A 23,827-nucleotide genomic window follows, 5' to 3' on the forward strand; every position below is an offset into this window, starting at 1 on the left:
TGAACCCCCGATTGTGCACATCCGGCCACGGCCCTGACATCCGTTACGACCCGTTGCGACCCGTTGTGATCCGCCAGAGAGGACCCGAATCCATGGCCGATGCCCCCACCGGCAAGGTGACCTTCGTCGGTGCCGGCCCCGGCGCCGCCGACCTGCTGACGTTCCGTGCCGCGCGTGCCATCGCGGAGGCCGACGTCGTGATCTGGGCCGCGAGCCTGGTCCAGGCGGAGGTTCTCGAACACGCGCGCGAGGGTGCGGAGATCCTGGACTCGGCGACCATGTCCCTGGAGGACGTCGTCGCCGTGTACGAGCGGGCCCGGCGGGAGGGGCTCAGGGTCGCCCGTATCCACTCCGGCGACCCTGCCCTGTGGGGCGGTACCCAGGAGCAGCTCGACCGGTGCCGGGAGATCGGCGTCGACACCGAGATCGTCCCCGGCGTCTCCTCCTTCTCGGCCGTCGCGGCGCTCGCCCAGCGGGAGCTGACGATCCCCGAGGTCGCGCAGTCCGTCGTCCTGACCCGGCTCGGCGGCGGCAAGACGCCGATGCCGCCGGGCGAGGAGGTGCGGGAGTTCGCCAGGCACGGCACGACCATGGCGATCTTCCTGTCGGCCGCCCGCAGCGGGCAACTGGTGCGCGAGCTGCTGGAGGGCGGCTATCCGACGACCACCCCGGTCGTCATCGCCTATCAGGCGACCTGGCCGGAGGAGCTGGTCGTGAAGTGCACGATCGAGACGCTGGAGGAGACGGTCAAGGAGCACAAGCTCTGGAAGCACACCCTCTTCCTGGTCGGCCCGGCCCTCGACGCGCACGGCACCCGCTCGCACCTCTACCACCCCGGTCACTTCCACGGCTATCGCAAGGCCGACCCGGAGGCCCGGCGGGCGCTGCGCGAGCGGGGTGCCAGTACGTGATCACGGTCATCGGGACCGGCACAGGCGCCGCCCCGCCCGGCCCGGAGCAGCTGACCGGCGCGGAGCTGGTCGTCGGCGGACGGCGGCATCTGGACGCCGTGCGGGTCCCCGAGGGCGCCGAGCGGATCGTCCTCGGCCCGCTCGCTCCCGCCCTCGACACGATCGAGGAGTACGACGCGAAGGACCGTGCCGTGGTCGTGCTGGCCTCGGGCGACCCCGGGTTCTTCGGGATCGTGCGGGCGCTGGCCGAGCGGTTCGGGGCGGCGCGGCTGGAGGTGCGGCCCGGGGTCTCCTCCGTGGCCGCCGCCTTCGCGCGGCTCGGGCTGACCTGGGAGGACGCCGTCGTCGTCAGTGCGCACGGGCGGGATCCGCGGACGGCCGTCAACGTCTGCCGGGCGCATCCGAAGGTCGCCGTCCTCACCGGGCCGGGGGCCGGGCCCGCCGAGCTGGGGGCCGCCCTCGCCCGTAGCGCGCCCGGGCGGGTGCTCGTGGTCGCCTCGGCTCTCGGCGACCCGGAGCGCGAGCGCGTCGAGCGGGTCTCCCCCGCCGACGCGGCGGCCCGCGACTGGGGGACGGCGGTGAGCGTCGTCCTGTGCCTGGACGAGACGCGCGTGCTCGGTCCCGTGCGGACGCTGGCCGGGGCCGGGGGCGGCGACCGGCCGGCCGGGTGGGCGCTGGACGAGGGCGACTTCGCCCACCGCGACTCGATGATCACCAAGTTCGAGGTGCGGGCGCTGGCCCTGGCCAGGCTCGGGCCGCGCGTCGGCGATCTGGTCTGGGACGTGGGGTCGGGGTCGGGGTCCGTGGCCGTGGAGTGCGCACGGCTCGGCGCCGCCGTCAGCGCGGTCGAGAAGGCGGCGGACGGGGTCGGACGGGTCAGGGCCAACGCCCTGGCCCACGGCCTCGACGTGCATGTCGTCCATGGCGCCGCGCCGGACGCGCTCGCCGAACTCGACGATCCCGACGCCGTGTTCGTCGGGGGCGGGGGGCGCGAGCTGCCCGAGATCGTCGCCGCGTGCGCGCGGCGGGCCCGGCGGACCGTCGTGGTCGCCATGGCCGCGCTGGACCGGGTGCCCGCGGTGCGCGGCGCGCTCGCCGCGGCCGGGTTCGGCTGCGACGGGGTGCTGCTGCAGTCCTCGCGGCTCGCGCCGCTGCCGGGCGACGTGACCCGGCTCGCGGCCACCAATCCCGTGTTCCTGTTGTGGGGCGCCAGAAGCCCCGTGGACACAGAACCCGTTGATCGAGAATTTGATCGAGAAGTTGATCGAGAAGTTGATCGAGAAGGAGTTGCTCAGTGATCGGCCTCATTTCCGCTACCGCGGCGGGGGCGGCGGCACGCGACCGGCTGGCCGCGGCGTGGCCGGACCGCACCCGCGTGTACGACGGCCGCGCCTACGAGGGCGTCGGGGACGCCGTACGGCGGGCGTTCGCGGAGTGCGAGCAGCTCGTGTGCTTCCTGGCGACGGGGGCCGTCGTACGGCTCGTCGCGCCGTTGCTGTCCGACAAGGCGTCCGACCCGGGTGTGGTGTGCGTCGACGAGGCCGGGCGGTTCGCCGTCTCGCTGGTCGGCGGGCACGAGGGCGGCGCCAATGAACTCGCCCTCGCCGTGGGCGGGTTGCTGGGCGCGGAGCCCGTGGTGACCACGGCCACGGACGCCGTCGGCATCCCCGGCCTGGACACCCTCGGCCTCCCGGTGGAGGGCGATGTGGCCGGCGTGACGCGGGCCCTGCTGGACGGGGAGCCGGTCGCGCTGGACGCCGAGACGCCGTGGCCGCTGCCGCCGGTGCCGTTCGCGGAGCGCGGGGCGTACACCGTGCGGCTGACGGACCGGGCCGTCGAGCCCGGTGCTCGGGAGGTGCTGCTGCGTCCGCCGTCCCTGGTCGTGGGGGTCGGCGCGTCCAAGGGTGCTCCGGTCGGCGAGGTGCTCGCTCTGGTCGAGGGCGCGTTGCGGGACGCGGGACTGTCCGTCCGCAGTCTCGCCGAGCTCGCCACCGTGGACGCCAAGCGCGACGAGCCCGGCATCGTCGAGGCCGCCGCGCGGCTCGGGGTGCCCGTGGTGACGTACTCCGCCGAGGAGTTGGCCGGCGTCGAGGTGCCGAACGCGTCCGCCGCGCCGCTCGCCGCCGTCGGCACCCCGTCCGTCGCCGAGGCCTCCGCCCTCGCCCGCGGCGGTGAACTCCTCGTCCCCAAGCGGAAGTCGCAGCGGACGGACGGGCAGCCGGCGATGGCCACCTGTGCCGTCGTACGGCGGCCGGGGCGCGGGCGGCTCGCGGTGGTCGGGCTCGGGCCCGGCGCGCGGGACCTGCTCACCCCGCGCGCGAAGGCGGAGCTGGAGCGGGCCTCGGTGCTCGTCGGGCTCGACCAGTACGTGGACCAGATCCGCGATCTGCTGCGGCCCGGCACCCGGATCCTGGAGTCGGGGCTCGGGGCCGAGGAGGAGCGGGCCCGGACGGCCGTCGAGGAGGCCCGGCGCGGACAGGCCGTCGCGCTGATCGGCAGCGGGGACGCGGGCGTGTACGCGATGGCCTCCCCCGCGCTCGCCGAAGCGTCCGACGACATCGACGTGGTGGGCGTGCCGGGCGTGACGGCCGCGCTCGCGGCCGGGGCGATCCTCGGTGCGCCGCTCGGCCACGACCATGTGTCCATCAGCCTGTCCGATCTGCACACCCCGTGGGAGGTCATCGAGCGGCGGGTGCGGGCGGCGGCCGAGGCGGACATCGTCGTCACCTTCTACAACCCCCGCTCCCGGGGCCGCGACTGGCAGCTCCCCAAGGCGCTGTCGATCCTCGCCGAGCACCGGGAGCCGACGACGCCGGTGGGCGTCGTGCGCAACGCCTCCCGGCCGGACGGCACCAGCCGGCTGACCACGCTCGCCGAGCTCGACCCGGCGTGGGTCGACATGATGACCGTCGTGACCGTCGGCAACACGGCGACCCGGGACATCGCGGGACGCATGGTGACCCCGCGCGGCTACCGCTGGCAGACCGACTCCGAGGAGGCCCGGTGAACCGTGTGGTGCATCCGATCGAGGTGGAGTCCTACCGGCGGCTGCGCGCCCGCCTGGACACCTCGCACTTCGCGCCGCTGACCCGGGCGGTGGTCGAGCGGGTCGTCCACTCCGCCGCCGATCTCGAGTACGCGAGCGATCTCGTCCTGGACGAGGACGAGTTGGCGAAGGCGCACACCGCGCTGCACGCCGGGGCGCCCGTGGTCGTGGACGTCGAGATGGTGGGCGCCGGGATCACCCGGCGGGAGACCGTCTGCCGTCTCAAGGACGCCGTGGCCGGGCCGGGGCTGACCCGTTCGGCGCACGCGATCCGGCTCGCCTACGAACAGGTCGGCCCCGGCGCCCTCTGGGTGATCGGCAACGCGCCGACCGCACTGGAGGAGCTGCTGACGCTCGACGCTGCCCCCGCACTCGTCATCGGCCTGCCCGTCGGCTTCGTCGGCGCGGTCGAGTCCAAGGCCGCGCTGCGCGAGAGCGGGCTGCCCGCCGTGAGCAACGTGTCCGAGAAGGGCGGCTCGGCGGTCGCCGCCGCCGCGCTCAACGCCCTGCTGTACCACCCCGTTTCCACCGAGGAGAAACCGTGACCACCCCGCCCCCGCCCGCCCTGCTCATCGCCGGCCATGGCACCCGGGACGAGGCCGGAGCCGAGGCGTTCCGCGACTTCGTACGGGAGCTCGGGCGCCGCCACCCCGAACTGCCCGTGGCGGGCGGCTTCATCGAGCTGTCCCCGCCGCCGCTGGGCGACGCCGTGACGGAGCTGGTGGAGCGCGGCGTACGGCGGTTCGCCGCCGTCCCGCTGATGCTGGTGTCCGCCGGACACGCCAAGGGGGACATCCCGGCCGCCCTCTCCCGCGAGAAGGAACGGCACCCGGGGATCTCCTACACCTACGGCCGTCCGCTGGGCCCGCACCCGGCGCTGCTGAACGTGCTGGAGCGACGGCTGGAGGAGGCGCTGGGCACCGTCGGGCGCACGCCGGACGACCTGGCCGACGTCACCGTGCTGCTGGTCGGGCGCGGCTCGACGGACCCGGACGCCAACGCCGAGGTCCACAAGGCCGCCCGGCTGCTGTGGGAGGGGCGCGGATACGCGGGCGTGGAGACGGCGTTCGTGTCGCTGGCCGCGCCGGACGTGCCGAGCGGCCTCGACCGGTGCGTGAAGCTGGGCGCGCGGCGGATCGTCGTGCTGCCGTACTTCCTGTTCACCGGGATCCTGCCGGACCGGGTGCGGCAGCAGACCGAGGGGTGGGCGGCCGCGCATCCGCAGGTCGAGGTGCGGTCGGCGGACGTCATCGGTCCCGAGCCGGAGCTGCTCGGCCTGGTGATGGAGCGGTACCGGGAGGCCGTCAAGGGCGATCTGCGGATGAACTGCGACTCGTGCGTGTACCGGATCGCGCTGCCGGGCTTCGAGGACAAGGTGGGGCTGCCGCAGCAGCCGCACTTCCACCCGGACGACGACGGCCACCATGACCATCACGGGCATCACGGGCACCACCACGGCGGACACGCCCATGCCCACTGACCACGCCGCCGAGCACCCCACAGGACATACCACCGGGCACCCGACAGGACACACCGCAGGGCACACCACCGGACACGACCTGCGTCACCACGGGGACTCGGAAGTCCGGGACGACGGTGCCGAGTTGGTCGATCTCGCGGTCAACGTCCGCGCGAACACGCCCCCGTCCTGGCTGCGCGAGCACATCGCCGGCTCGCTCGGCTCCCTGGCGGCCTACCCGGACGGGCGGGCCGCGCGGGCGGCGGTCGCGGCACGGCACGGACTCCCGGTGCAGCGGGTACTGCTGACGGCGGGCGCGGCCGAGGCGTTCGTCCTGCTCGCCCGCGCCCTGAAGGTCCGTCGGCCGGTCGTGGTGCACCCGCAGTTCACCGAGCCCGAGGCGGCACTGCGGGATGCCGGCCACACGGTGGACCGGGTGCTGCTGCGGGAGGAGGACGGCTTCCGGCTCGACCCGGCGGCCGTCCCCGAGGACGCCGACCTGGTCGTCATCGGCAACCCCACGAACCCGACCTCGGTCCTCCACCCGGCGGAGACGATCCGGCGGCTGGCCCGGGTCGGGCGGACCCTGGTGGTCGACGAGGCGTTCATGGACGCGGTGCCGGGCGAGCGGGAGGCCCTCGCCGGGCGGACGGACGTGCCCGGTCTGGTGGTGCTGCGCAGCCTGACGAAGACCTGGGGGCTGGCGGGGCTGCGGATCGGCTACGTCCTCGCCGCGCCGGAGACGATCGAGGAGCTGGAGCGGGCGCAGCCGCTGTGGCCGGTGTCCACGCCGGCGCTCGCGGCGGCGGAGGCGTGCGTGGCGCCGCGGGCGCTGGCGGAGGCCGCGCACGCGGCGCACCGGGTCGCCGCCGACCGGGCGCATCTCGTCGCCGGTCTCGAGGAGTTCGCCGCCGACGGGGTGCGGGTCGTGGGACCGGCCGACGGCCCCTTCGTCCTCATACGGCTGCCCCGGGCCGCCGCCGTCCGCCGGCAGCTGCGCAACCTGGGGTTCGCGGTCCGGCGCGGGGACACCTTCCCGGGGCTGGACGAGGAGTGGCTGCGGCTGGCGGTCCGGGACCGGGCGACGGTGAACCGGTTCCTTCAGGCGCTGGACCAGGCCCTGGCGCTGACTCGGGCGTGAGGAGCTCGGCGGTCAGCCTCGGCGGTCAGCCTCGGCGGTCAGCCTCGGCGGCGGGCCAGTACCACCGCTCCCCCGCCCGCGAGCAGCAGCGCCGCCGCGCCGCCCGCGATGTACGGGGTCGCCGAACTGCCGCCGGTCTGCGCCAGGTCCGCCTGGGCGGGCGCGGCCTGGGCCTTGACGTCACCGGCGGGGGCGGCTCCCGGCTCGGCGGCCTGCTCCTGCGTCTGTTCCTGCTCCGGCTCCTGTTCCTGCTCCGGCTCCTGTTCCTGCTCCGGCCCGTGTTCCTGTTCCTGTTCCTGTTCCTTCACCGGGGGTGTCTCGCAGGTGGCCCTCGCCAGGGTCAGGGTGCCGGTGACCTCGGCGACGTTGAGGCTCAACGGGTCGACGGAGACGGTGAGTTCGAGGGCGGTGGCGGCGGCCGTGCGCGTGGTGGTCTCCCGCTTGGAGAGGTCCAGGCGGACCTCTCCCACGCCCGGCACCTTCACATCCGTCGTGCCGCCCGCGCTCACCGAGACCTTCTTGCCCAGGACCGTCACCGAGCCGAGCAGGTTGGCGGCGGCGACCGGGGCCTTGCCCGCCTCGCAGGTCGCCTTCGAGGTGACGGCGCCGACCTCGATGAGGGAGAGCAGCGGGAGGCCGGGGACATGCAGCTTGGCGTGAGCGAGGCGGGTGGAGGCCTCGGCCTTCGTGGCGTCGACCGTCGCCTTGGCCTCGGCGACGTCCGCGCGCAGGACGCTGAAGGGCTTTCCGCCGTCGACGCCCTTCAACTCGGCCGTCAGCGCGGTCTTTTCGGCGCTCTGCGGCGCCTGCACCTCGTTGAGGGCGACGGCGAGCGGGACGTCGACGGTCTTGTTGAGCAGGGCCACGTCCAGGCCGGTGCGCAGGACGGACGCGCTCGCGCGGCCCTGGCCGTCGGTCGCGTGGGCGGTGCCCGCGCCGGCCAGGGCCGCGGGACCTGCGGCCAGGGCCGTGGCCGCCGCCACGGCGGCGACGCGCCGGGTACGGGCGCGTGCGGGCATGCGGAAGGTGTTGCCGTTCAAGGGTGGGACCCCCAGAAGAGACGCTTCGGGACCCCGCAAGAATCGCGTACGAAGGGTGAACGGTCAGCAGCCTGACGCGAGTTCACTCCAACGTGAGTTTTCCGTGCACATCTTCGAATCTCGCAGCACGTACGTTCTCCACAACCCCGCACGCCCGACGGTCCTCGGCCCACCGACCTGGGCCCGCCGACACTGGCCCTCAGCCCACCACCCGCCCGTTGAGGACCACCCGGCGGGGCGCCGCGAGCACGCCCACGTCCGCGCGCGGGTCCGTCTCGTAGACGACGAGGTCCGCCGGGGCGCCCTCGTCGAGACCGGGGCGTCCGAGCCACTCGCGGGCGCCCCACGTGGTCGCCGAGAGCGCCTCCAGCGGCGGGATGCCCGCCGTCACCAGTTCCGCGACCTCCGCGGCGACCAGGCCGTGCGGCAGCGTGCCGCCGGCGTCCGTGCCGACGAAGACCGGGATGCCGGCGTCGTAGGCGGCGCGGACGGTGTCGTATCGGCGCTCGTGGAGCCGGCGCATATGGGCCGACCAGTTCGGGAACTTGGCCTCGCCGCCCGCCGCGAGGTGCGGGAACGTCGCGATGTTCACGAGGGTGGGGACGATCGCGACGCCGCGCTCGACGAACAGCGGGATCAGATCCTCCGTCAGGCCCGTGGCGTGTTCGATGCAGTCGATGCCGGACTCGACCAGGTCGCGCAGCGAGTTCTCGGCGAAGCAGTGGGCGGTGACGCGCGCACCGAGGCGGTGGGCCTCGGCGATGGCCGCCGCGGCCGCCTCCCGGGGCCAGCTGGGGGTCAGGTCGCCGGCCTCGCGGTCGATCCAGTCGCCGACCAGCTTGACCCAGCCGTCGCCGCGCTCGGCCTCCCGGGCGACGTAGGCAACCAGGTCGTCGGGCTCGATCTCGTGCGCGAAGCCGCGGATGTAGCGGCGGGTGCGCGCGATGTGCCGGCCCGCCCTGATGATCTTCGGGAGGTCCGCGCGGTCGTCGACCCAGCGGGTGTCCGAGGGCGAGCCGGCGTCCCGGATCAGCAGGGTGCCCGCCTCGCGGTCGGTCAGCGCCTGCTTCTCGGCGACGCCCGGCTCGACCGGCCCGTGCGGCCCGAGACCCACATGGCAGTGGGCGTCGACCAGGCCGGGCAGCGCCCAGCCCGCGACGGTCCGGACGTCGCGGGCGCCGACGGGACGGTCGTAGGAGATCCGCCCGTCGACGACCCACAGCTCGTCGCGGACGTCGTCGGGCCCGGCCAGCACCCGGCCCTTCACATGCAGCACCGCGTGAACGCTCATGCACCGCACCCTAGTGACCGGCTAGTCGCTCTTGCCCACCTGGTCCGAGGTCTCCTCCTCCACGTCGGCCATCGCCGGGTCGAGGAGGCGGGAGAGGAAGTGGCGGGTGCGCTCGTGGCTCGGGGCGCCGATGACCTGAGCGGGCGCGCCGTCCTCGACGATCACGCCGCCGTCCATGAAGACGACCCGGTCGGCGACCTCGCGGGCGAAGGTCATCTCATGGGTGACGACCATCATCGTCATGCCCTCGTTGGCGAGCATGCGCATGACGGCCAGGACGTCCCCGACCAGTTCCGGGTCGAGCGCCGACGTCGGTTCGTCGAACAGCATCACCGCGGGGCCCATGGCGAGGGCCCGGGCGATCGCGACCCGCTGCTGCTGGCCGCCGGAGAGGGAGGCGGGGTAGGCGTCCGCCTTCTCCGCCAGGCCGACGCGTTCGAGGTTCTCGGCGGCCACCTTCGCCGCCTCCGCCTTGCCGCGCCTGAGCACCCGGCGCTGCGGCAGCGTGAGGTTCTCGGTCACCGACAGGTGCGGGAAGAGGTTGAACTGCTGGAAGACCATGCCGATACGGCGGCGGACGGCGTCGATGTCGACATCGGGGTCGGTGAGTTCGGCGCCGCCGACGAAGACCTGCCCCTTGGTGGGCTCTTCGAGGAGGTTCACGCAGCGCAGCAGCGTCGACTTGCCCGAGCCGGACGGGCCGATCACGCACACGACCTCGCCCCGGCCGATCTCCAGGTCGATGCCCCGCAGCACCTCGTTGGCGCCGAAGGACTTGTGCAGTCCGCGTACTTCGATCTCTGCAGTGCTGCTCACTTGGTGGCCTCCTGGGCCTTGGCCTCCATACGGCGCACGACGAAGCCGAGCGGGATGGTCACCAGCAGGTAGCAGAGGCCGGCGACCAGGATCGGCGTGGAGTTGGCCGTCGTGCTGGCCAGGTCGCGGCCGTACTTGGACAGTTCGCGTTCTTCCAGGGTCACGCCCAGGAAGAGGACCAGCGAGGAGTCCTTGAAGAGGAGGACCAGTTCGTTGGTGAGGGGCGGGAGGATGATCCGGAACGCCTGCGGGATGACGATGGAGATCATCGCCCGGGCCGGCGAGAAGCCCAGCGAACGGGCTGCCTCCAGCTGCCCCTTGGGGACGGCCTGGATGCCCGCGCGGATCGTCTCCGCCATGTAGGCCGCGGCGACCAGACCGAGGGCGAGGGCGACCTTGCCGTAGGTGCCGCCGACGATCTCCGTGCCCGGGAAGGCCAGCGGGACGGCCACGCCGATGAAGATGAAGATCAGCAGGGCGGGCAGACCGCGGAAGATCTCGATGTAGATCCCGGCCAGCCAGCGGTACGGGCCGACAGAGGAGAGCCGCATCAGCGCGACGACCATGCCGAGCGCCAGTCCGACGGCGAAGCCGGACACCGTGTACAGCACGGTGTTCTTCAGCGCCAGCGTGATGACGTCCGGGAACATCTCCTTGGCGATGCTCCACTGGGCGAACTGGTTCTTCAGCCTGCCCCAGTCGGCCGAGGCCGCGAAGGCGATCACGGCCGCGACGAAGACGACGTACTGCGCGCCGCGCGAGAGACGACGCTTCTGGCGTCGCGTCAGCCCCTTCCGTCTGGGCTGGAGTGGTACGTCCGTGGAGGTCATGACGCGGCGGGCGACGCGGCCGACTCGTCGTACGGGCCGATCCACTTCTCGTACAGCGTCTTGTACGTGCCGTCCGACTTGGCCGCAGCGAGCGCCTTATTGATCGCGGCGAGAAGCTTGGCGTTGCCCTTCTTCACCGTGAAGCCGTACTGCTCACCGGTGTTGATGTTGTCCGCGACCTCGAAGGCGGCCGCGTTCGCCTTGTCCTTCAGCCAGCCCTGGACCACCGGGTAGTCGATGACGACGGCCTTGACCTGACCGGAGCGCAGACCGTTGAGGACCGCGTCGGAGGACTCGAAGGAGACCGGGTCGAAGCCCTCCTTCTTCGCGTAGTCCTCGCCGGTCGTCTGCGCCTGGGTGCCGAGCTTGGCGTTCTTGGCCTTCACGTCGGCGAGCGAGGTGAGGCCGGCCTTCTTGTCGACCAGGAGGGCCTGGGTGGCCTCGAAGTACGGGTCGGAGAAGTCGACGTTCTTCTTGCGCTCGTCGGTGATGGTCATGCCGGCCGCGGCCACGTCGCACTCGCCCGAGTTGAGGAAGGCGCCGGTCTTGAAGTTCTCGAACGGCGTGTCGAGGATCTCCTGCTTCACGCCCAGGTCCTCGGCGACGAGGTCGATGAGCGACACGTCGAAGCCCTGCACCTTGCCGTCGATCTCCGACTGGAAGGGCGGGTAGGGCAGGTGGGTGCAGGTGGTGAGCTGGCCCGCCTTGACGAGCTCGACCCCGCCGGCGGCGGTCTTGGAGCCGCTGCCACCGTCGTCGCTGGAGGTACAGGCGGACACGAGCAGCAGCCCGGCCGTCGCGGTGGTGGCGGCCAGAACGCGGGTCCGGCGCCCGGAGAGGGGGTTCACGGCGGGCCTTCCTGTAAGAGAACTATGAGTTCCGATTATAAGGAGAAGTTTGAGGCGCTCAAACCAAACCGATGGCTGCGGGGCGGTTCGACCTACGAAGTCATCGATCCGGAAGGTGGGTCCATCGATCCGGAAGGTGGGAACAGGGGCGGTTACTCTCGTCACCCATACCCCGTGAGCAAAGAGAGCACCGCCGTGACACACCCGTTCCTCGATCTGTCCCCGCTGAGCGCCGCCCACTTCGCCTCGATCGAGGACCGCGTGGCCCGTCTGCTGGACACCCGGCAGGACGTCGTGATCATGCAGGGCGAGGCACTGCTGCCGCTGGAGGGCGCGATCCGCGGCACGGCCGGTCCGGGCACGACCGCGCTGAACGTGATCACCGGGCCGTACGGGCAGACCTTCGGGGACTGGCTGCGGGACTGCGGCGCGAAGGTGATCGACCTCGCGGTGCCGTTCCACACGGCCGTCACGGCCGCGCAGCTCCGGGCGGCCTTCGCCGAGCACCCGGAGATCGACTTCGTGTCGCTGGTGCACGCGGAGGCGGCGACCGGCAACACCAACCCGGTCGCCGGGATCGGCGAGGCGGTGCGGGAGCACGGCGCGCTGTTCTACCTGGACGCGGTCGCCTCGATCGGCGCGGAGCCGGTGCTGCCGGACGCGTGGGGCGTGGACCTGTGCGTGATCGGGGCACAGAAGGCGATGGGCGGCCCGGCGGGTGTGTCGGCGGTGTCGGTGAGCGAGCGGGCGTGGGCCCGGATGGCCGCGAACCCTACGGCCCCGCGCCGCTCGTACCTCTCCCTCCTCGACTGGAAGGAGCGCTGGATCGACGGCGGCCGCAAGGCGCTGCTGCACGCGCCGGCCCAGCTGGAGATGCTGGCCCTGGAGGCGTGCGTCGAGCGGATCGAGGCGCAGGGGCTGGAGACGACGATGGCCCGGCACGCGTCCGCCGCGGCGGCGACCCGTGCGGGCGCCGTTGCCCTGGGCGGCGGTCTGGAGCCGTACGTCCACGACGCGGCGGACGCGGCCCCGGTCGCCACGACGCTACGCACCCCGCCCGGCGTGGTGGCGTCGGAGCTGGTGGCCCGTGCGCTGTCCGACGACCCCACGCTGCCGCTGGCCGCGGGCGGGGGCGCCCTGGCCAAGGAGATGATCCGGGTCAACCACTACGGCGCCGACGCGACGACGGACATCGTCCAGGCCTGCCTGACCGCACTGTGCACCGCCCTCACGGAGAAGGGCCTGGACGTGGACCTGCCGGGGGCACTGCGCGCGGCGGCGGGGGGCCGGGGGTAGAAGTCGGACCCGGGGCAGGATTCAGACCGGGGTCGGCAGGCGTTCGGGATCACCGCCGACAGCTCGCCCTGCCCACACCAAGCACCCTCACGCCCAACCCGCCCCGGCTACCTGCCGCTCTTCAGGATCGCCTGATCCTTCTCGGCGTTTCCGCCCAGGTGCGCCTCGGTGAGAACAGTCAAGGTGTCGCCGACACTCACGAGCCAAGGGCAGTTCGGCCAGCATGACGGCGTACACCGGGGAGTCGGGGAAGGGTTGCCGTTCGCCCACCTTCCGGAAGCCCCAGGAGTCGTACAGCGTCTGCACTCGAGGGTGTCCGGTGTCGACGAGGAGGACGGCGAGGTCCTCGTCCCGCACCTTCAGGAAGGCCCGGGTGACGACAGCGGACACGCCCCGCTTCCGATAGGCCGTGCGGACGGCCAGCTCGGAGTAGGAGAACGTGCGGTCCTTCTCCGGAGCGGGGCTCACGTGCTCGCGCCACCACTCGCGGTACGGGGTCGCCGGGGCTCCGTACGCGAAGGCCACGGCTTCCTCGCCGTCGTAGGCAATCACGCAGTCGAAGCCGGGGTTGCCGCCCCAGTGGTCGACGAACCAGGGGAAGCGCTGGTTGAACTCGTCGTCCATGGCGTCCACGTAGGCGTCTGCGTGCACGTCGATCAGCGTCTGGCGGATCTTTGGGAGGTCAGCGTACGTGAAGCGGCGGACGACCAGATCTGCGGAACTCAAGATCGACTCCATTCGGATCGGAAGCGGTCTCCCCACTCTTGTGCGATCCGAGCATCCGGCGCAAGAGTGATCAAGTCCCGGTAGTAGTCGCCGAGGAGAGAACGCATCCGCCCCGGGAGCAGGTCCCCGTTCATCAGGTCGAACACGGTGGACGCCGTGGCACACACCTGGTCGATGTCCCGTTGACGAAGTTGGGCCAGAGCGAGCCGTGTCGTGGCCATGGCCCTGTTTCTGCGGAACTGCTTCGGAACTCCGGCCAGAGCCCTGTGGGATGCCGCCTCGGCACGACCCGAGTCCCCGATCCGGTCCCGAACGATCGCAGTGATGGCGACGAGTTCGGCGCTCCCGTAGAAAGCCGCCCAGCTCGGCCGCGGCTCCTCGCCGAGCGAGCGGTTCATACGGATCGCCGTGGTCGACAAGTCCCGCACGATGCCGGAGATCCGGCAGTCCGACGGCGAACTCTCCACGAGTGGCCGGGGGTTGGTCCTGATCAACGCCTTGACCAACCGTTGGGGCACCGACCTCTTCCGCTGGGGAAAACGGGTCTGGGGCAAGCTGGAGAGCGAGCCGGCCAAGTGACCGAGGAACAGCCCAGGGCGTGGGTCGGCGACCAGGTGTACGACGCCGAGGTAAGCAAAGAGGGCGTCATCACCGATACCCAGGGCGGCGTCGCCCATCTCCTTGGATCTTCTGGAGGAGCAAAGACCGCCTGACTCCATTGGTGCCCCAGGGCAGGCAACTGCACCACACTGGACAAACAGCCAAGCCGAGACAGGTAAGAAGTCATTTCTCTTGGCGAGTGGGCGCCGGGCATCATGGTCGTCGATACGGGCCATACACAAGAGGGGGATTGCAGCAGGTGTCTAGAAGCGGGCAGACGGCTTTGACAGAGTTGTGGCAGCTGCGATGGCCCCACTGCCCTCCGGTCGGCCACAAGCTGCGTGACCCGTATCGAGATCTCTGGGTGCGCTTTCACAGCCTGCCGGAGTCGAAGCGGTACGCAGAGAACGAGAGCGAGTACGCCGTCGTCCTGGCGCGTTACAACACCGTCCTCGACGAGTTGTTCGTCGGCGCAGACGTATACGTGATCACTCCCCGCTGGGCGACTGAAGCCGAAGTCCCTCCGCTCCAACCCGACGCCGACTACTGGCAGAGCCTGCTGGTGCAGGACGATCCAGAGCCGGGGCTCCGCACCTACTGTCACCTCTTCGTTGCCCGCCGACCTTGGCAACGTGGCTGCATTGACGAGTTGCTCCGTGACGTCGCCGACGACAAGGAGGCGGGAGTCCTCATCACCGACACTCGGATGCGGCGCATCCACCACCCCTACGACGGTGGTGCCGACGTCTTCCTCACCACACCGCAGGAGCGGGACCACACGCGCGATCGGCATGCCAACTGGCTCTCCAGTCATCCCTCAGGTCTCTGACAGCCTCGGATCGCCACGCCCGCCCACCGTGCCTGATTCAGGAAATCAGCTGACGGAGGCAGACGAGCCCTGCCGCGATGCCTACGAAGGCAAGGGAGAGTGGGAGCCCGTTCCGGTCGACGATCAGGTGATCATCGATCAATCTTGAATCGACGCATCGCAATAGTGGCTTGACGCAGCCTGAGCGTAAAGTCCTGACTGCGGGCCACTTTGTCGATTCCCTGAGCCCTGTTCCCTCTGAACGTGGCACGATATTCTCGATCCAGGAGATTCGTCATCGCCCCCATAAGAGCATCTGTCAGGTGTTCAGTTCTCACGTTCAGGAGATCTCTTTGAGTGGGCCTCCGCAAACGCGTCAGAGTGAATGAACTCATGTATGCGAGATGGTATCGCCAGTTCTCTGCAGTGTCACCAAGCAACGGTCGATCTTCGGCGTAGACAGAAAGAAACTCGCCGATTCGCACATGCACATCAAGCACCAACCTGAAGAGGTCGAGATCAGTGTCGGTCGAGAAGACTTTATAGTAGTGCGAGTCGTCTAATAGCAGCGTCTCCGAGTACTTAAGCGCGGTGTGTGGCTCACCCACGACAAATGCCGTGTATTCTCGAGCAAGTCGCGACATGGAGACGACTTGCTCGAGAGGGAATCCCAAGTTCTTATAGTAATTTGCCCGCCGCTCGTAGTAATAGCCGTCTCGCGCCAGAGACTCCTCAGTATCTTTCTGAATCTTCTCAGTAGCACGCAGGGCACCCGGCGGGAGTTGCGTCTGGCTGTTGGTAGCGCGAATGATGACATCTCTCGCCCGCCCGGAAGTCGGCGGAACCATTACCCTGACAAGGACCGACCGATCGTTATGATGTCCAGCATTCTGGAAGTGGTTGAATATTTCATGGCTCGTCTGCAGGCCATTCACGATCTGAGGATCCCTGATTACGATCTTCTTTCCAGCGATCCTGACTTCTTCCGCTACGATCGTCACACCATTATTGAACCACCAGAAGTCCTCGCGATGGCTGGACTTCAGAGTTTCACCGATTTCAGTGTTTACTGACGTACGCCCCGCATAGTCTCGCACATTCGATTCAAATAACTCGAGACGCAATGCACCATTATCCGAGGTGATGAATTTATGGTATTCATCCAGGCGCACCAGGCAGACATAGCCTTCACCGAGTGACGTACCCATGGGCGTCTCGGTAAACACCATTTCGGATACAACCACAGCACCCCGGGCTGACAACGCCCTTAGTTCTACAGCACCCAGATACTCGACTTCGCATTTCGTCTGGGACGCGACCTTGGCCAACTCGCGAGCGAGCCTATTTCCTTTCGCGCGGACGTTAGGATGCGGTGGCTCTGCGGATCGCGTGGCATAAATGACCCTGATTGACACCTCAGGGAAGCTGGAGGCAAGAGCCTCCAGGACGTTAAGGAACCGGCCTGTACGGTCCAGCAGCTTTGCGTTTGTTGATTCGGATAGCTCCTTTACGTCACGATCCATGTCCATCAGCAAAGGCAAGTGGTAATGCAACTTCTCGAAAGCATTCTCCTGATATCCAGGAGATGTTTTCGCCTGCAGAATTACCAGCTCAATCTTGTTGGCTCTAACGGTTACGTGTCGTTCGATACTAGCCGAAACGTAACGGTCATCAACAAGAACCCAAAGGCCGTCAATACCGCAATCATGAGAACCATCAACGATGCCATCTCGAAGCTCGTCAATGTCCAGATCCAGGTCCTGCAGTGCTGTACTCGCCGCGAAATAGTTGAAGAAATCGTCCATCTTCTGATTTGGCGCAAGTCGACGTCGTTGATCCTCGAGAATGCGGTCGAGCAGGCGTTGATCATTGCTCTTCACGGCCATCTGCAGAGCCCCCAGGTGATCCCTACGACTACACAAGCTCCCATTTTGGCGATGAGGTACGCCCGCCGCAAGACAACGACCCATAACTCGATACGAGCTCCAGGTCCGAACTGTTGAACATATCCGTCGTGGGTGGAGGCGCAGCCGGACACCGTCGAAGGCACCTGTCGTCGGTCGTGACGCGGCTGTGCGCCGGACAGGCTGGGCCGTTCCTGAACTCTGCACGGCCCTCGACAGCGGCCGTCGACCAATAGCAACCCCCTCAAGCGAACACGCGACTGCAGGGCGACGGCGGCGCAACCGAGCTGGGTGGGTGCGGTGATGGCAGTCAGCTAAGCCTCCACGTGGGCAGCCACCCAGCTCGGACGGAACTCCGTCCAGGACACGTTCCCCAACGCCTCCTAGGCGTACTCCCGGGAACGGATCACGGCCTGACGCTCCCCGAGACTGGAGTGGGCGAGGCCGTACAAGCGTGCGCAAAGAGACCTGTAGAAGAGGTTTCGCCGAGCCATGGCCGTCGCCCGGGCCGCATACCCGGCGTCCACGGCCTCTGCGTGCTGGGTCCGCTGACAGGCGAGCATGGCGTACGACTTCCAGGCCATTGCCTGCCTCGGTCAACTCGGCCTACCTCAGGCCCAGCTCGGTCAAGGCACACGGCACACCCAGCCGACTTTTCCTCATCGTGGCGGGTTCCAGCACGTCCGCGTCGCTGTCTCCTGGCCGAGGGAGCGGTTCGTACGGATCGCCATGGTGAACAAGTCCTGCACCATGCCGGAAATCAAACGGGTTCGGGACGAGCTGAAGAGCGGGCCGGCCAAGTGACCGAGCGATCCTCATCTGGACAGGCAGATAGCCAACGCGGACCTCCCGGGCCCAGCCAGACGAGAAGACCGGCATGCGAAGAAAACGTCGTCCGGTTAGCCCCGACATTTCATGATTCGCGCTCCTCTTCGAGCGAGTGCGCCGACCACCCGGACCGCAGGCTGTTCATCGAAAGCTGTGAAGACGACGAGGGCAGGATTCGAACCTGCGTCCACCCGGAATGCGAGCCGGGCGCTCCTCCGCAGAGCTTCCTCGTCGCCGGTGTGATCATCGCCGCGGTCGCCGCACGAGGCAACTGCTTTACCGTCGCGGACTCGTGCGTGCGGTGCCGTCGATCACCACCATTCCTGGACGGCAGCACGTTTGTGCTTGCCGGAGAAGATCCCGGCCGACCGCAGCGCACTGGCCGCGAGCGGGTCGGCGACGGCGACTCCGTGGACCAGTTCGGGCGTCCGTCGGAACGCGACGGCTTCGGCTGCCGGTCTGGGGGCGGTCCAGGCACCGGACACCGGGTCCACCCGATACCGGGCGCAGGCTGCCTCGACGAGTGAGCGTGGGCATTCCTTCTCACCCCTGAGTACCTCCCAGGGCAGCGGAAGCTCTGCCCAGACGTAGGTGTCTGGGTGCAGCCCCCCGCCGCTCATGCGGTGCCAGTACGCCACGTCGGCCGCCATCAGTCGGGGCACCTTGCCGGGACAGAACCGGTCGAGGAGCTCGTCCTGGCCCAGCTCGCTCAGCAGCGCGAACCAGTGGGCCCGGGCCGTGTTCCACGCCTGTGCGGCCCGGTTCCACGTGGACGAGTCGTCGCCACGGCGCACAATCATCGTGTCCCGTTCGAGTGGGTGCCGGTTCCAGGCGTCCTCCAGCAGGTCGGCGACCTGGCGCAGGAAGTCGTTCCACCGCAGCAGCAGGTGCGTGAGGTCCTGGTCGGACACCTGGGCCAGCACTTCGGCCGTGGGGTGCACATGCGCGACGGCGTACCAGCACGTCCGCTCGGGGAAGTTCCGCAGCCGCTGGAACAGGGCCTCTGCGACCTCGTCGTAGGCCTGACGCTGGCGACCGTTGGTGAAGACGCTGCGCATGTGACCACGCGCCGTGAAGTACGCGATGAAGGCCGCCGTGTCCGGGTCGGTGGCGAACAGCTCGTACGGCAGAACGTGGGCGAGCGCACCTTTGCCGGTCAGGGTCACTTCGCGGCGGCGCTGCTCATGAATGACCCGGGCCAGTTTGGCTTCCATCCTGCGCAGCAGCCTGAAGCGCTTGTTGTACTGGCGCTTGGAGATCTCGCCGAGGCCCGCCGCCGTGCGCTCCGCCCGGTCGAGGCGGTCCCTGCCGAAGTCGTTCTGCCCGTACGAGCGGCCGATCTCCTCGCCCGCCTGTCGGATCACCGCCTCGATGCGTGCCGGATCGTCCCCGGCGCCGCCCGGGAGTTCCGGCACGTTCGTGAACAGGGTTGCCGCTCGGAGGAGTTGGCGTTGCGCGCCGATGGGGCGGGCGAACTCCTCACGCATGGAGGTGTAGCCGTGCCAGAGGTTGCGTAGCGAGTGCTCGGCGGCTTTGGCGAGCGCCGCCTCGGTCGCGGTGTCGAGGTCGGTCTCCTGTGCGGCGTAGAGGTCCTGGACGAGCCGGGCCACGTCTTCCGGACGCTTGCGCAGGTTGAGCGAGGTGTGCAGTTCAAGAAGCAGTCGTTCGACTACGGGCGACGGCATGGACCTCACCGTGCCATCGGCACGACCAGGTCTCCACTGAATATCCGCCTGCGCCCCCCTCGCTTCCCCTACTGCAGACTTCGATCTACAGACTGCGATCGGAGAGGACCGATGGGGTCGCACCCGAGGCGATGAGTCGCGCCTCCGCCCGGTTGGCGAGTCGCATGTAGCGCGGCCAGACGGGCATTCCCGGAAACATGCCGTCCCGATGCTCGACGAACAGTGCGGCGGCGTACTTCAACCGGCCCAGAGCCGGGGCCCAGAGCTCCAGGAAGTCCTCCTCGTCCACGTATTTCTTCTCGCAGTAGTACCCGGCGACGTCCAGAGCCGCCAGGACCCGGTTGGCGAGTTCGCAGTCGAGCGGGCCGAGGTCCTCGACCGCGCCTTGCCGACGGTAGAGGTCGAACAGCACCTTCCGCCCTCTCTGCAATTCGGGAGAGATGAGCGTTTCGTGCAGCCTCAGGAACACATCCCGTTTGTCCGTCCGTGTCGTGTAGAGAACGGCGACGCCGCTCACGAGCAGGGCGACGATCGAGATGACGATTCCCGCGATCTGCATGTCCGACTCCAACCACCGGTGATCGATGCCCGCCCCGTGCCATCCTGCCCCGATGACCACGAACACATCCCTCACCCTCCCCGACGGCCGGCCCGTCCCTCTCCTGACCGGTGACGAACTCCCCATGCTGGAGAGCTGGTTGGAGTTTCATCGGAGCACGCTGGCGCTGAAGTGTGCGGGGCTGGACGACGAGCAGCTGCGGCGGACCTCCGCCGAGCCGTCCGCGTTGACGTTGCTCGGGCTGGTGCAGCACATGGCCGAGGTCGAACGGAACTGGTTCCAGCGGGCGTTCGCCGGGCTCGACCTGCCGCCGGTCTTCGAGGAGAGGACCGGGTACGCCCTCGACGCCGGGCGAGGGCTCGACGAGGCGTTGGCCGTCTGGCGGCGGGAGATCGCGCGGGGGCGTGAGCTGATCGCAGGGCGGTCGCTGGACGACACCGGGCGGATCCTCGACGGACCGATGGCCGGCGTCGAGGTCAGCCTGCGTTGGATGCTCATCCACATGATCGAGGAGTACGCCCGGCACAACGGGCACGCGGACATTATCCGGGAACGTATCGACGGGGTCACCGGAACCTGAATTCGGTAATGGGAACTCCAGGTTCTTCTGCCCCGGATTCCCTACACTAAACACGGGGATATCCCGGGGATTTCGAGAGGGTTTCGCGTCGGCGTGACGCATTGCACAGGAGGTGCGATTTGCCCGCTTTAATGGCGGGCAAATCGCCATATAGCCAACCCCTGCCCCTCCTGCATCACGGAATCCGCACCAGCCCTCCATGCGTTATTGAATTTCCCTGGGTAGGTTCAATCCGCATGACCGCCGCACCCACAGAACTCCTTATCGACCGCCCGACCATTGCCGACGGGGCCGCACTCTGGCGTATCGCCAAGGAATCCGGAACGCTCGATCTGAACTCGTCCTACAGCTATCTGCTGTGGTGCCGGGACTTCGCCGTCACCTCGGCGGTGGCGCGGAGCGAGGGCGGCGAGCCGGTCGGGTTCGTCACCGGTTACGTACGGCCCGAGGACCCGCGCACCCTGCTGATCTGGCAGGTGGCCGTGGATCCCGCGCACCGCGGGCGCGGTCTCGCCGCGGCCCTGCTCGACGGGCTCACCGCGCGGCTCGTCGCCCACCGCCCGCTCGTCACCCTCGTCGAAACGACCATCACCCCGGGCAACACCGCCTCCGAGCGGCTGTTCGCCTCGTACGCCGCCCGGCATGACGCGCCCGTCAGCCGCGAGGTGTTGTTCGGCGAGGACCTGTTCCCGGACGGTCCGCACGACCCCGAGGTCATGTACCGGATCGGCCCCCTGTCCCGCTGAGCCGGCCTCACCCTCTCACCCCCACACGCCCCCCACACCCCCCACACCGAGGAGTGTTCGTCGTGAGCATCACCCAGCCCGACCTCAGCGTCTTCGAGACCCTCGAGTCCGAAGTGCGCAGCTACTGCCGCGGCTGGCCCGCCGTGTTCGACCGTGCACAGGGCAGCCGCATGTACGACGAGGACGGTCATCGGTATCTCGACTTCTTCGCCGGCGCCGGGTCACTCAACTACGGCCACAACAACCCCGTGCTCAAACGGGCGTTGGTCGACTATCTGATGCGGGACGGCGTCACGCACGGGCTCGACATGTCGACCGTCGCCAAGCGGTCGTTCCTGGAGACCTTCCAGGATCTGGTGCTGCGTCCGCGTGAACTGCCCTACAAGGTCATGTTCCCGGGCCCGACCGGCACCAACGCCGTGGAGTCCGCGCTGAAGCTGGCGCGGAAGGTGAAGGGGCGCGAGGCCATCGTGTCGTTCACCAACGCCTTCCACGGGATGTCGCTGGGGTCGCTCGCCGTGACCGGCAACGCGTTCAAGCGGGCCGGCGCCGGGATCCCGCTGGTGCACGGCACGCCCATGCCGTTCGACAACTACTTCGACGGTCAGATCCCCGACTTCCTGTGGTTCGAGCGGCTGTTGGAGGACCAGGGGTCCGGGCTCAACAAGCCGGCGGCCGTGATCGTCGAGACCGTGCAGGGCGAGGGCGGCATCAACGTCGCACGTCCGGAGTGGCTGCGCGCGCTCAAGGAACTGTGCGAGCGGCAGGACATGCTGCTGATCGTCGACGACATCCAGATGGGCTGCGGGCGCACCGGAGCGTTCTTCTCCTTCGAGGAGGCCGGGATCGTCCCGGACGTCGTCACCGTGTCCAAGTCGATCAGCGGCTACGGACTGCCCATGTCGCTCTGCCTGTTCAGGCCGGAGCTGGACGTGTGGGAGCCGGGCGAGCACAACGGCACCTTCCGCGGCAACAACCCGGCCTTCGTCACCGCCACCGCCGCCCTGGAGACCTACTGGGCCGACGGGTCCGCGATGGAGAAGCAGACCCGGGCGCGTGGCGAGCAGATCGAGCAGGGGCTCATCTCCATCACCGAGGAGAACCTCGCCGACGTCAAGGAGTACCGGGGCCGCGGTCTGGTGTGGGGCCTGGAGTTCCACGAGAAGGCACGCGCCGGGCGGGTCGCGAAGCGGGCCTTCGAGCTGGGTCTGCTGATCGAGACGTCCGGCCCGGAGGGCGAGGTCGTCAAGCTGCTGCCGGCCCTGACCATCACCCCCGAGGAGCTGGACGAGGGCCTGAGCGTCGTCGCCCGCGCGGTGCGGGAGACCGTCTGACCTCCTCGGGAGCCGCGCCACGAACACCGTCACCTATCTGGGAGGCATCGCACCCCGTGATCGTCCGTTCGTTCAAGGACATCGAAGGCACCGACCGGCATGTGCGGGCGGCGTCCGGCACCTGGGAGAGCAAGCGCATCGTCCTCGCCCGGGAACGCGTCGGATTCTCGCTGCACGAAACGATTCTGTACGCCGGCACCGAGACGTCGATGTGGTACGCGAACCACATCGAGGCCGTCGTCTGCATGGCGGGCGAGGCCGAGCTGACCGACCACGAGACCGGGCGGACGCACCGCATCACGCCCGGGACCATGTACCTCCTCGACGGGCACGAGCGGCACACGCTCCGCGTCGAGGAGGACTTCCGCTGTCTGTGCGTGTTCAACCCGCCCGTGACCGGACGGGAGGACCACGACGAGAACGGCGTCTATCCCCTGCTGACCGAGCCCGAGGAGGTGTGAGCACCGTGACCACCACGCTCACCGATCTCTACCCCACCCGTGGCGCCGCCGAGGTGTCCGTCCCCCGTCAGGACCCCGTCGTATGGGGCTCCCCCGACGCTCCGGGCCCGATCCCGGCGGCCAGCCTCCGGACCTACGAGCGCGACGGCTTCCTCGCCGTCGAGAAGCTGATCAGCGACGACGAGGTGACCGTCTGCCGGCGGGAGCTGGAGCGGCTAGTCGCCGATCCGGCGATCCGGGCCGACGAGCGGTCGATCGTCGAGCCGCGGTCCGAGGAGATCCGGTCCGTCTTCGAGGTGCACAAGCTGAGCCCCGTCTTCGCCGCCCTCGCCCGCGACGAGCGGGTCGCCGGGCGGGCCCGGCAGATCCTCGGCTCGGACGTGTACGTCCACCAGTCCCGGATCAACGTCAAGCCGGGCTTCGGGGCCGGCGGCTTCTACTGGCACTCCGACTTCGAGACCTGGCACGCCGAGGACGGTCTGCCGAACATGCGGACGGTGTCCGTGTCGATCGCGCTGACCGAGAACCTCGACACCAACGGCGGCCTGATGATCATGCCGGGCTCGCACCGGACGTTCCTCGGCTGCGCCGGGGCCACCCCCGAGGACAACTACAAGAAGTCGCTGCAGATGCAGGACGCGGGCACGCCGTCGGACGAGGCGCTGACCGAGATGGCGGGCGAGTACGGCATCAAGCTCTTCACGGGCAGGGCCGGTTCCGCGACCTGGTTCGACTGCAACTGCATGCACGGGTCCGGCGACAACATCACGCCGTTCCCGCGCAGCAATGTGTTCCTCGTGTTCAACAGCGTGGAGAACGCGGCCGTGGAGCCCTTCGCGGCGCCGATCCGGCGGCCGGAGTTCATCGGGGCCCGGGACTTCACCCCGGTCCGCTGACGGCTGTGGGCCTCGGCCCCCC

Annotated in this window: 23 protein-coding genes, 1 tRNA gene and 2 pseudogenes; 15 read left to right on the plus strand and 11 right to left on the minus strand. The window is 69.3% G+C overall.

All coding sequences use genetic code 11. The features are described from left to right. Positions 1-92: 92 nt before the first annotated feature. The 6 genes from cobM to cobC are packed head-to-tail and all read left to right on the plus strand — an operon-like array spanning position 93 to position 6,557. A complete protein-coding gene (gene cobM / locus ACWD4O_RS29575; RefSeq protein WP_451284445.1) occupies positions 93-911 on the plus strand; it encodes a precorrin-4 C(11)-methyltransferase in 819 nt (272 codons plus the stop codon). Beyond that, the gene (gene cbiE / locus ACWD4O_RS29580; RefSeq protein ID WP_451284447.1) at positions 908-2,209 is read left to right on the plus strand and encodes a precorrin-6y C5,15-methyltransferase (decarboxylating) subunit CbiE; all 1,302 of its coding nucleotides are present in this window, start codon (positions 908-910) and stop codon (positions 2,207-2,209) included. The genes cobM and cbiE overlap by 4 nt, the downstream gene beginning before the upstream one ends. Continuing rightward, positions 2,206-3,918 carry a precorrin-3B C(17)-methyltransferase gene (gene cobJ, locus ACWD4O_RS29585; RefSeq protein ID WP_451284448.1) on the plus strand — a complete coding sequence of 571 codons (1,713 nt, stop codon included), beginning with the start codon at positions 2,206-2,208 and terminating at the stop codon, positions 3,916-3,918. The genes cbiE and cobJ overlap by 4 nt, the downstream gene beginning before the upstream one ends. Then, entirely contained in the window at positions 3,915-4,502 is a 588-nt protein-coding gene (locus ACWD4O_RS29590) for a precorrin-8X methylmutase (protein WP_451284450.1), read from the plus strand. The genes cobJ and ACWD4O_RS29590 overlap by 4 nt, the downstream gene beginning before the upstream one ends. Beyond that, positions 4,499-5,437: a sirohydrochlorin chelatase gene (locus ACWD4O_RS29595; protein ID WP_451284452.1), complete on the plus strand. Its 939-nt coding sequence runs from the start codon at positions 4,499-4,501 to the stop codon at positions 5,435-5,437. The genes ACWD4O_RS29590 and ACWD4O_RS29595 overlap by 4 nt, the downstream gene beginning before the upstream one ends. After that, entirely contained in the window at positions 5,427-6,557 is a 1,131-nt protein-coding gene (cobC, locus tag ACWD4O_RS29600; RefSeq protein WP_451284634.1) for an Rv2231c family pyridoxal phosphate-dependent protein CobC, read from the plus strand. Before ACWD4O_RS29595 ends, cobC begins: the two co-directional genes overlap by 11 nt. A 38-nt stretch (positions 6,558-6,595) precedes the next feature. On the opposite strand, the gene ACWD4O_RS29605 is transcribed toward cobC, so the two are convergent. The 5 genes from ACWD4O_RS29605 to ACWD4O_RS29625 all read right to left on the minus strand — a co-directional run bounded on the left by ACWD4O_RS29605 (position 6,596) and on the right by ACWD4O_RS29625 (position 11,382). Further along, positions 6,596-7,597, minus strand: coding sequence for an SCO1860 family LAETG-anchored protein (locus ACWD4O_RS29605; RefSeq protein ID WP_451284454.1), 1,002 nt, complete (start codon positions 7,595-7,597; stop codon positions 6,596-6,598). A gap of 199 nt (positions 7,598-7,796) precedes the next feature. Further along, complete coding sequence (locus ACWD4O_RS29610; RefSeq protein ID WP_451284456.1) at positions 7,797-8,888, minus strand: amidohydrolase family protein; 1,092 nt, start codon at positions 8,886-8,888, stop codon at positions 7,797-7,799. 21 nt (positions 8,889-8,909) lie between these two features. Next, positions 8,910-9,704, minus strand: coding sequence for an amino acid ABC transporter ATP-binding protein (locus tag ACWD4O_RS29615; RefSeq protein ID WP_451284457.1), 795 nt, complete (start codon positions 9,702-9,704; stop codon positions 8,910-8,912). Further along, the gene (locus ACWD4O_RS29620; protein WP_450950652.1) at positions 9,701-10,534 is read right to left on the minus strand and encodes an amino acid ABC transporter permease; all 834 of its coding nucleotides are present in this window, start codon (positions 10,532-10,534) and stop codon (positions 9,701-9,703) included. Before ACWD4O_RS29620 ends, ACWD4O_RS29615 begins: the two co-directional genes overlap by 4 nt. Then, positions 10,531-11,382 carry an ABC transporter substrate-binding protein gene (locus ACWD4O_RS29625; RefSeq protein WP_451284459.1) on the minus strand — a complete coding sequence of 284 codons (852 nt, stop codon included), beginning with the start codon at positions 11,380-11,382 and terminating at the stop codon, positions 10,531-10,533. Before ACWD4O_RS29625 ends, ACWD4O_RS29620 begins: the two co-directional genes overlap by 4 nt. A 174-nt stretch (positions 11,383-11,556) precedes the next feature. Here ACWD4O_RS29625 and ACWD4O_RS29630 point away from each other — a divergent pair, with 174 nt between their 5' ends. Beyond that, positions 11,557-12,678 (plus strand): pyridoxal-phosphate-dependent aminotransferase family protein, encoded by a 1,122-nt coding sequence (locus tag ACWD4O_RS29630; protein WP_451284461.1) that lies wholly within the window; start codon positions 11,557-11,559, stop codon positions 12,676-12,678. 204 nt (positions 12,679-12,882) lie between these two features. Here ACWD4O_RS29630 and ACWD4O_RS29635 read toward each other — a convergent pair. Together ACWD4O_RS29635 and ACWD4O_RS29640 are read right to left on the minus strand one after the other, a co-directional pair. After that, a pseudogene (locus ACWD4O_RS29635) lies at positions 12,883-13,416 on the minus strand (GNAT family N-acetyltransferase); the annotation flags it as partial. After that, positions 13,401-13,781, minus strand: a pseudogene (locus tag ACWD4O_RS29640) (hypothetical protein); the annotation flags it as partial. The pseudogenes ACWD4O_RS29640 and ACWD4O_RS29635, both read right to left, overlap by 16 nt. Positions 13,782-13,812: 31 nt before the next feature. On the opposite strand from ACWD4O_RS29640, the gene ACWD4O_RS29645 reads away from it, so the two are divergent. The 3 genes from ACWD4O_RS29645 to ACWD4O_RS29655 all read left to right on the plus strand — a co-directional run bounded on the left by ACWD4O_RS29645 (position 13,813) and on the right by ACWD4O_RS29655 (position 14,833). Then, positions 13,813-13,983 (plus strand): hypothetical protein, encoded by a 171-nt coding sequence (locus tag ACWD4O_RS29645; protein ID WP_451284463.1) that lies wholly within the window; start codon positions 13,813-13,815, stop codon positions 13,981-13,983. Further along, positions 13,980-14,117 carry a hypothetical protein gene (locus ACWD4O_RS29650; protein WP_451284465.1) on the plus strand — a complete coding sequence of 46 codons (138 nt, stop codon included), beginning with the start codon at positions 13,980-13,982 and terminating at the stop codon, positions 14,115-14,117. The genes ACWD4O_RS29645 and ACWD4O_RS29650 overlap by 4 nt, the downstream gene beginning before the upstream one ends. 146 nt (positions 14,118-14,263) lie before the next feature. Then, positions 14,264-14,833: a DUF3885 domain-containing protein gene (locus ACWD4O_RS29655; protein WP_451284636.1), complete on the plus strand. Its 570-nt coding sequence runs from the start codon at positions 14,264-14,266 to the stop codon at positions 14,831-14,833. A 131-nt stretch (positions 14,834-14,964) separates the two neighbouring features. Here ACWD4O_RS29655 and ACWD4O_RS29660 read toward each other — a convergent pair whose 3' ends face one another. The 4 genes from ACWD4O_RS29660 to ACWD4O_RS29675 all read right to left on the minus strand — a co-directional run bounded on the left by ACWD4O_RS29660 (position 14,965) and on the right by ACWD4O_RS29675 (position 19,788). After that, a complete protein-coding gene (locus ACWD4O_RS29660; protein ID WP_451284467.1) occupies positions 14,965-16,698 on the minus strand; it encodes an AIPR family protein in 1,734 nt (577 codons plus the stop codon). Between the two features lie 1,006 nt (positions 16,699-17,704). Continuing rightward, a tRNA-Ala gene (locus ACWD4O_RS29665) sits at positions 17,705-17,777 on the minus strand. 78 nt (positions 17,778-17,855) lie between these two features. Further along, positions 17,856-19,229, minus strand: coding sequence for a hypothetical protein (locus ACWD4O_RS29670; RefSeq protein WP_451284469.1), 1,374 nt, complete (start codon positions 19,227-19,229; stop codon positions 17,856-17,858). 85 nt (positions 19,230-19,314) lie between these two features. Beyond that, positions 19,315-19,788: a hypothetical protein gene (locus tag ACWD4O_RS29675; protein WP_451284471.1), complete on the minus strand. Its 474-nt coding sequence runs from the start codon at positions 19,786-19,788 to the stop codon at positions 19,315-19,317. Positions 19,789-19,840: 52 nt separating this feature from the next. Between ACWD4O_RS29675 and ACWD4O_RS29680 the strand changes: the two genes are divergently transcribed. From ACWD4O_RS29680 to thpD, 5 genes are all read left to right on the plus strand, one after another. After that, on the plus strand, positions 19,841-20,368 hold the full coding sequence (locus ACWD4O_RS29680; RefSeq protein WP_451284473.1) for a DinB family protein: 528 nt from the start codon (positions 19,841-19,843) through the stop codon (positions 20,366-20,368). Between the two features lie 236 nt (positions 20,369-20,604). After that, positions 20,605-21,114 carry a diaminobutyrate acetyltransferase gene (ectA, locus tag ACWD4O_RS29685; RefSeq protein ID WP_451284475.1) on the plus strand — a complete coding sequence of 170 codons (510 nt, stop codon included), beginning with the start codon at positions 20,605-20,607 and terminating at the stop codon, positions 21,112-21,114. Between the two features lie 62 nt (positions 21,115-21,176). Then, positions 21,177-22,448 (plus strand): diaminobutyrate--2-oxoglutarate transaminase, encoded by a 1,272-nt coding sequence (gene ectB / locus ACWD4O_RS29690; protein ID WP_451284477.1) that lies wholly within the window; start codon positions 21,177-21,179, stop codon positions 22,446-22,448. Between the two features lie 56 nt (positions 22,449-22,504). Continuing rightward, a complete protein-coding gene (locus tag ACWD4O_RS29695; protein WP_450951275.1) occupies positions 22,505-22,909 on the plus strand; it encodes an ectoine synthase in 405 nt (134 codons plus the stop codon). Continuing rightward, a complete protein-coding gene (gene thpD, locus ACWD4O_RS29700; RefSeq protein WP_451284480.1) occupies positions 22,906-23,805 on the plus strand; it encodes an ectoine hydroxylase in 900 nt (299 codons plus the stop codon). Before ACWD4O_RS29695 ends, thpD begins: the two co-directional genes overlap by 4 nt. Positions 23,806-23,827 lie beyond the last annotated feature (22 nt).

This window comes from Streptomyces sp. NPDC002623, assembly GCF_053592635.1.

Excerpts from the sequence above, each read along its gene's own strand:
- ACWD4O_RS29610 (WP_451284456.1), bottom strand. The coding sequence starts at position 8,888 with ATGAGCGTTCACGCGGTGCTGCATGTGAAGGGCCGGGTGCTGGCCGGG.
- cobC (WP_451284634.1), top strand. The coding sequence starts at position 5,427 with ATGCCCACTGACCACGCCGCCGAGCACCCCACAGGACATACCACCGGG.
- cobM (WP_451284445.1), top strand. The coding sequence starts at position 93 with ATGGCCGATGCCCCCACCGGCAAGGTGACCTTCGTCGGTGCCGGCCCC.
- ACWD4O_RS29670 (WP_451284469.1), bottom strand. The coding sequence starts at position 19,229 with ATGCCGTCGCCCGTAGTCGAACGACTGCTTCTTGAACTGCACACCTCG.
- ACWD4O_RS29660 (WP_451284467.1), bottom strand. The coding sequence starts at position 16,698 with ATGGCCGTGAAGAGCAATGATCAACGCCTGCTCGACCGCATTCTCGAG.
- ectA (WP_451284475.1), top strand. The coding sequence starts at position 20,605 with ATGACCGCCGCACCCACAGAACTCCTTATCGACCGCCCGACCATTGCC.
- ACWD4O_RS29620 (WP_450950652.1), bottom strand. The coding sequence starts at position 10,534 with ATGACCTCCACGGACGTACCACTCCAGCCCAGACGGAAGGGGCTGACG.
- ACWD4O_RS29675 (WP_451284471.1), bottom strand. The coding sequence starts at position 19,788 with ATGCAGATCGCGGGAATCGTCATCTCGATCGTCGCCCTGCTCGTGAGC.
- ACWD4O_RS29680 (WP_451284473.1), top strand. The coding sequence starts at position 19,841 with ATGACCACGAACACATCCCTCACCCTCCCCGACGGCCGGCCCGTCCCT.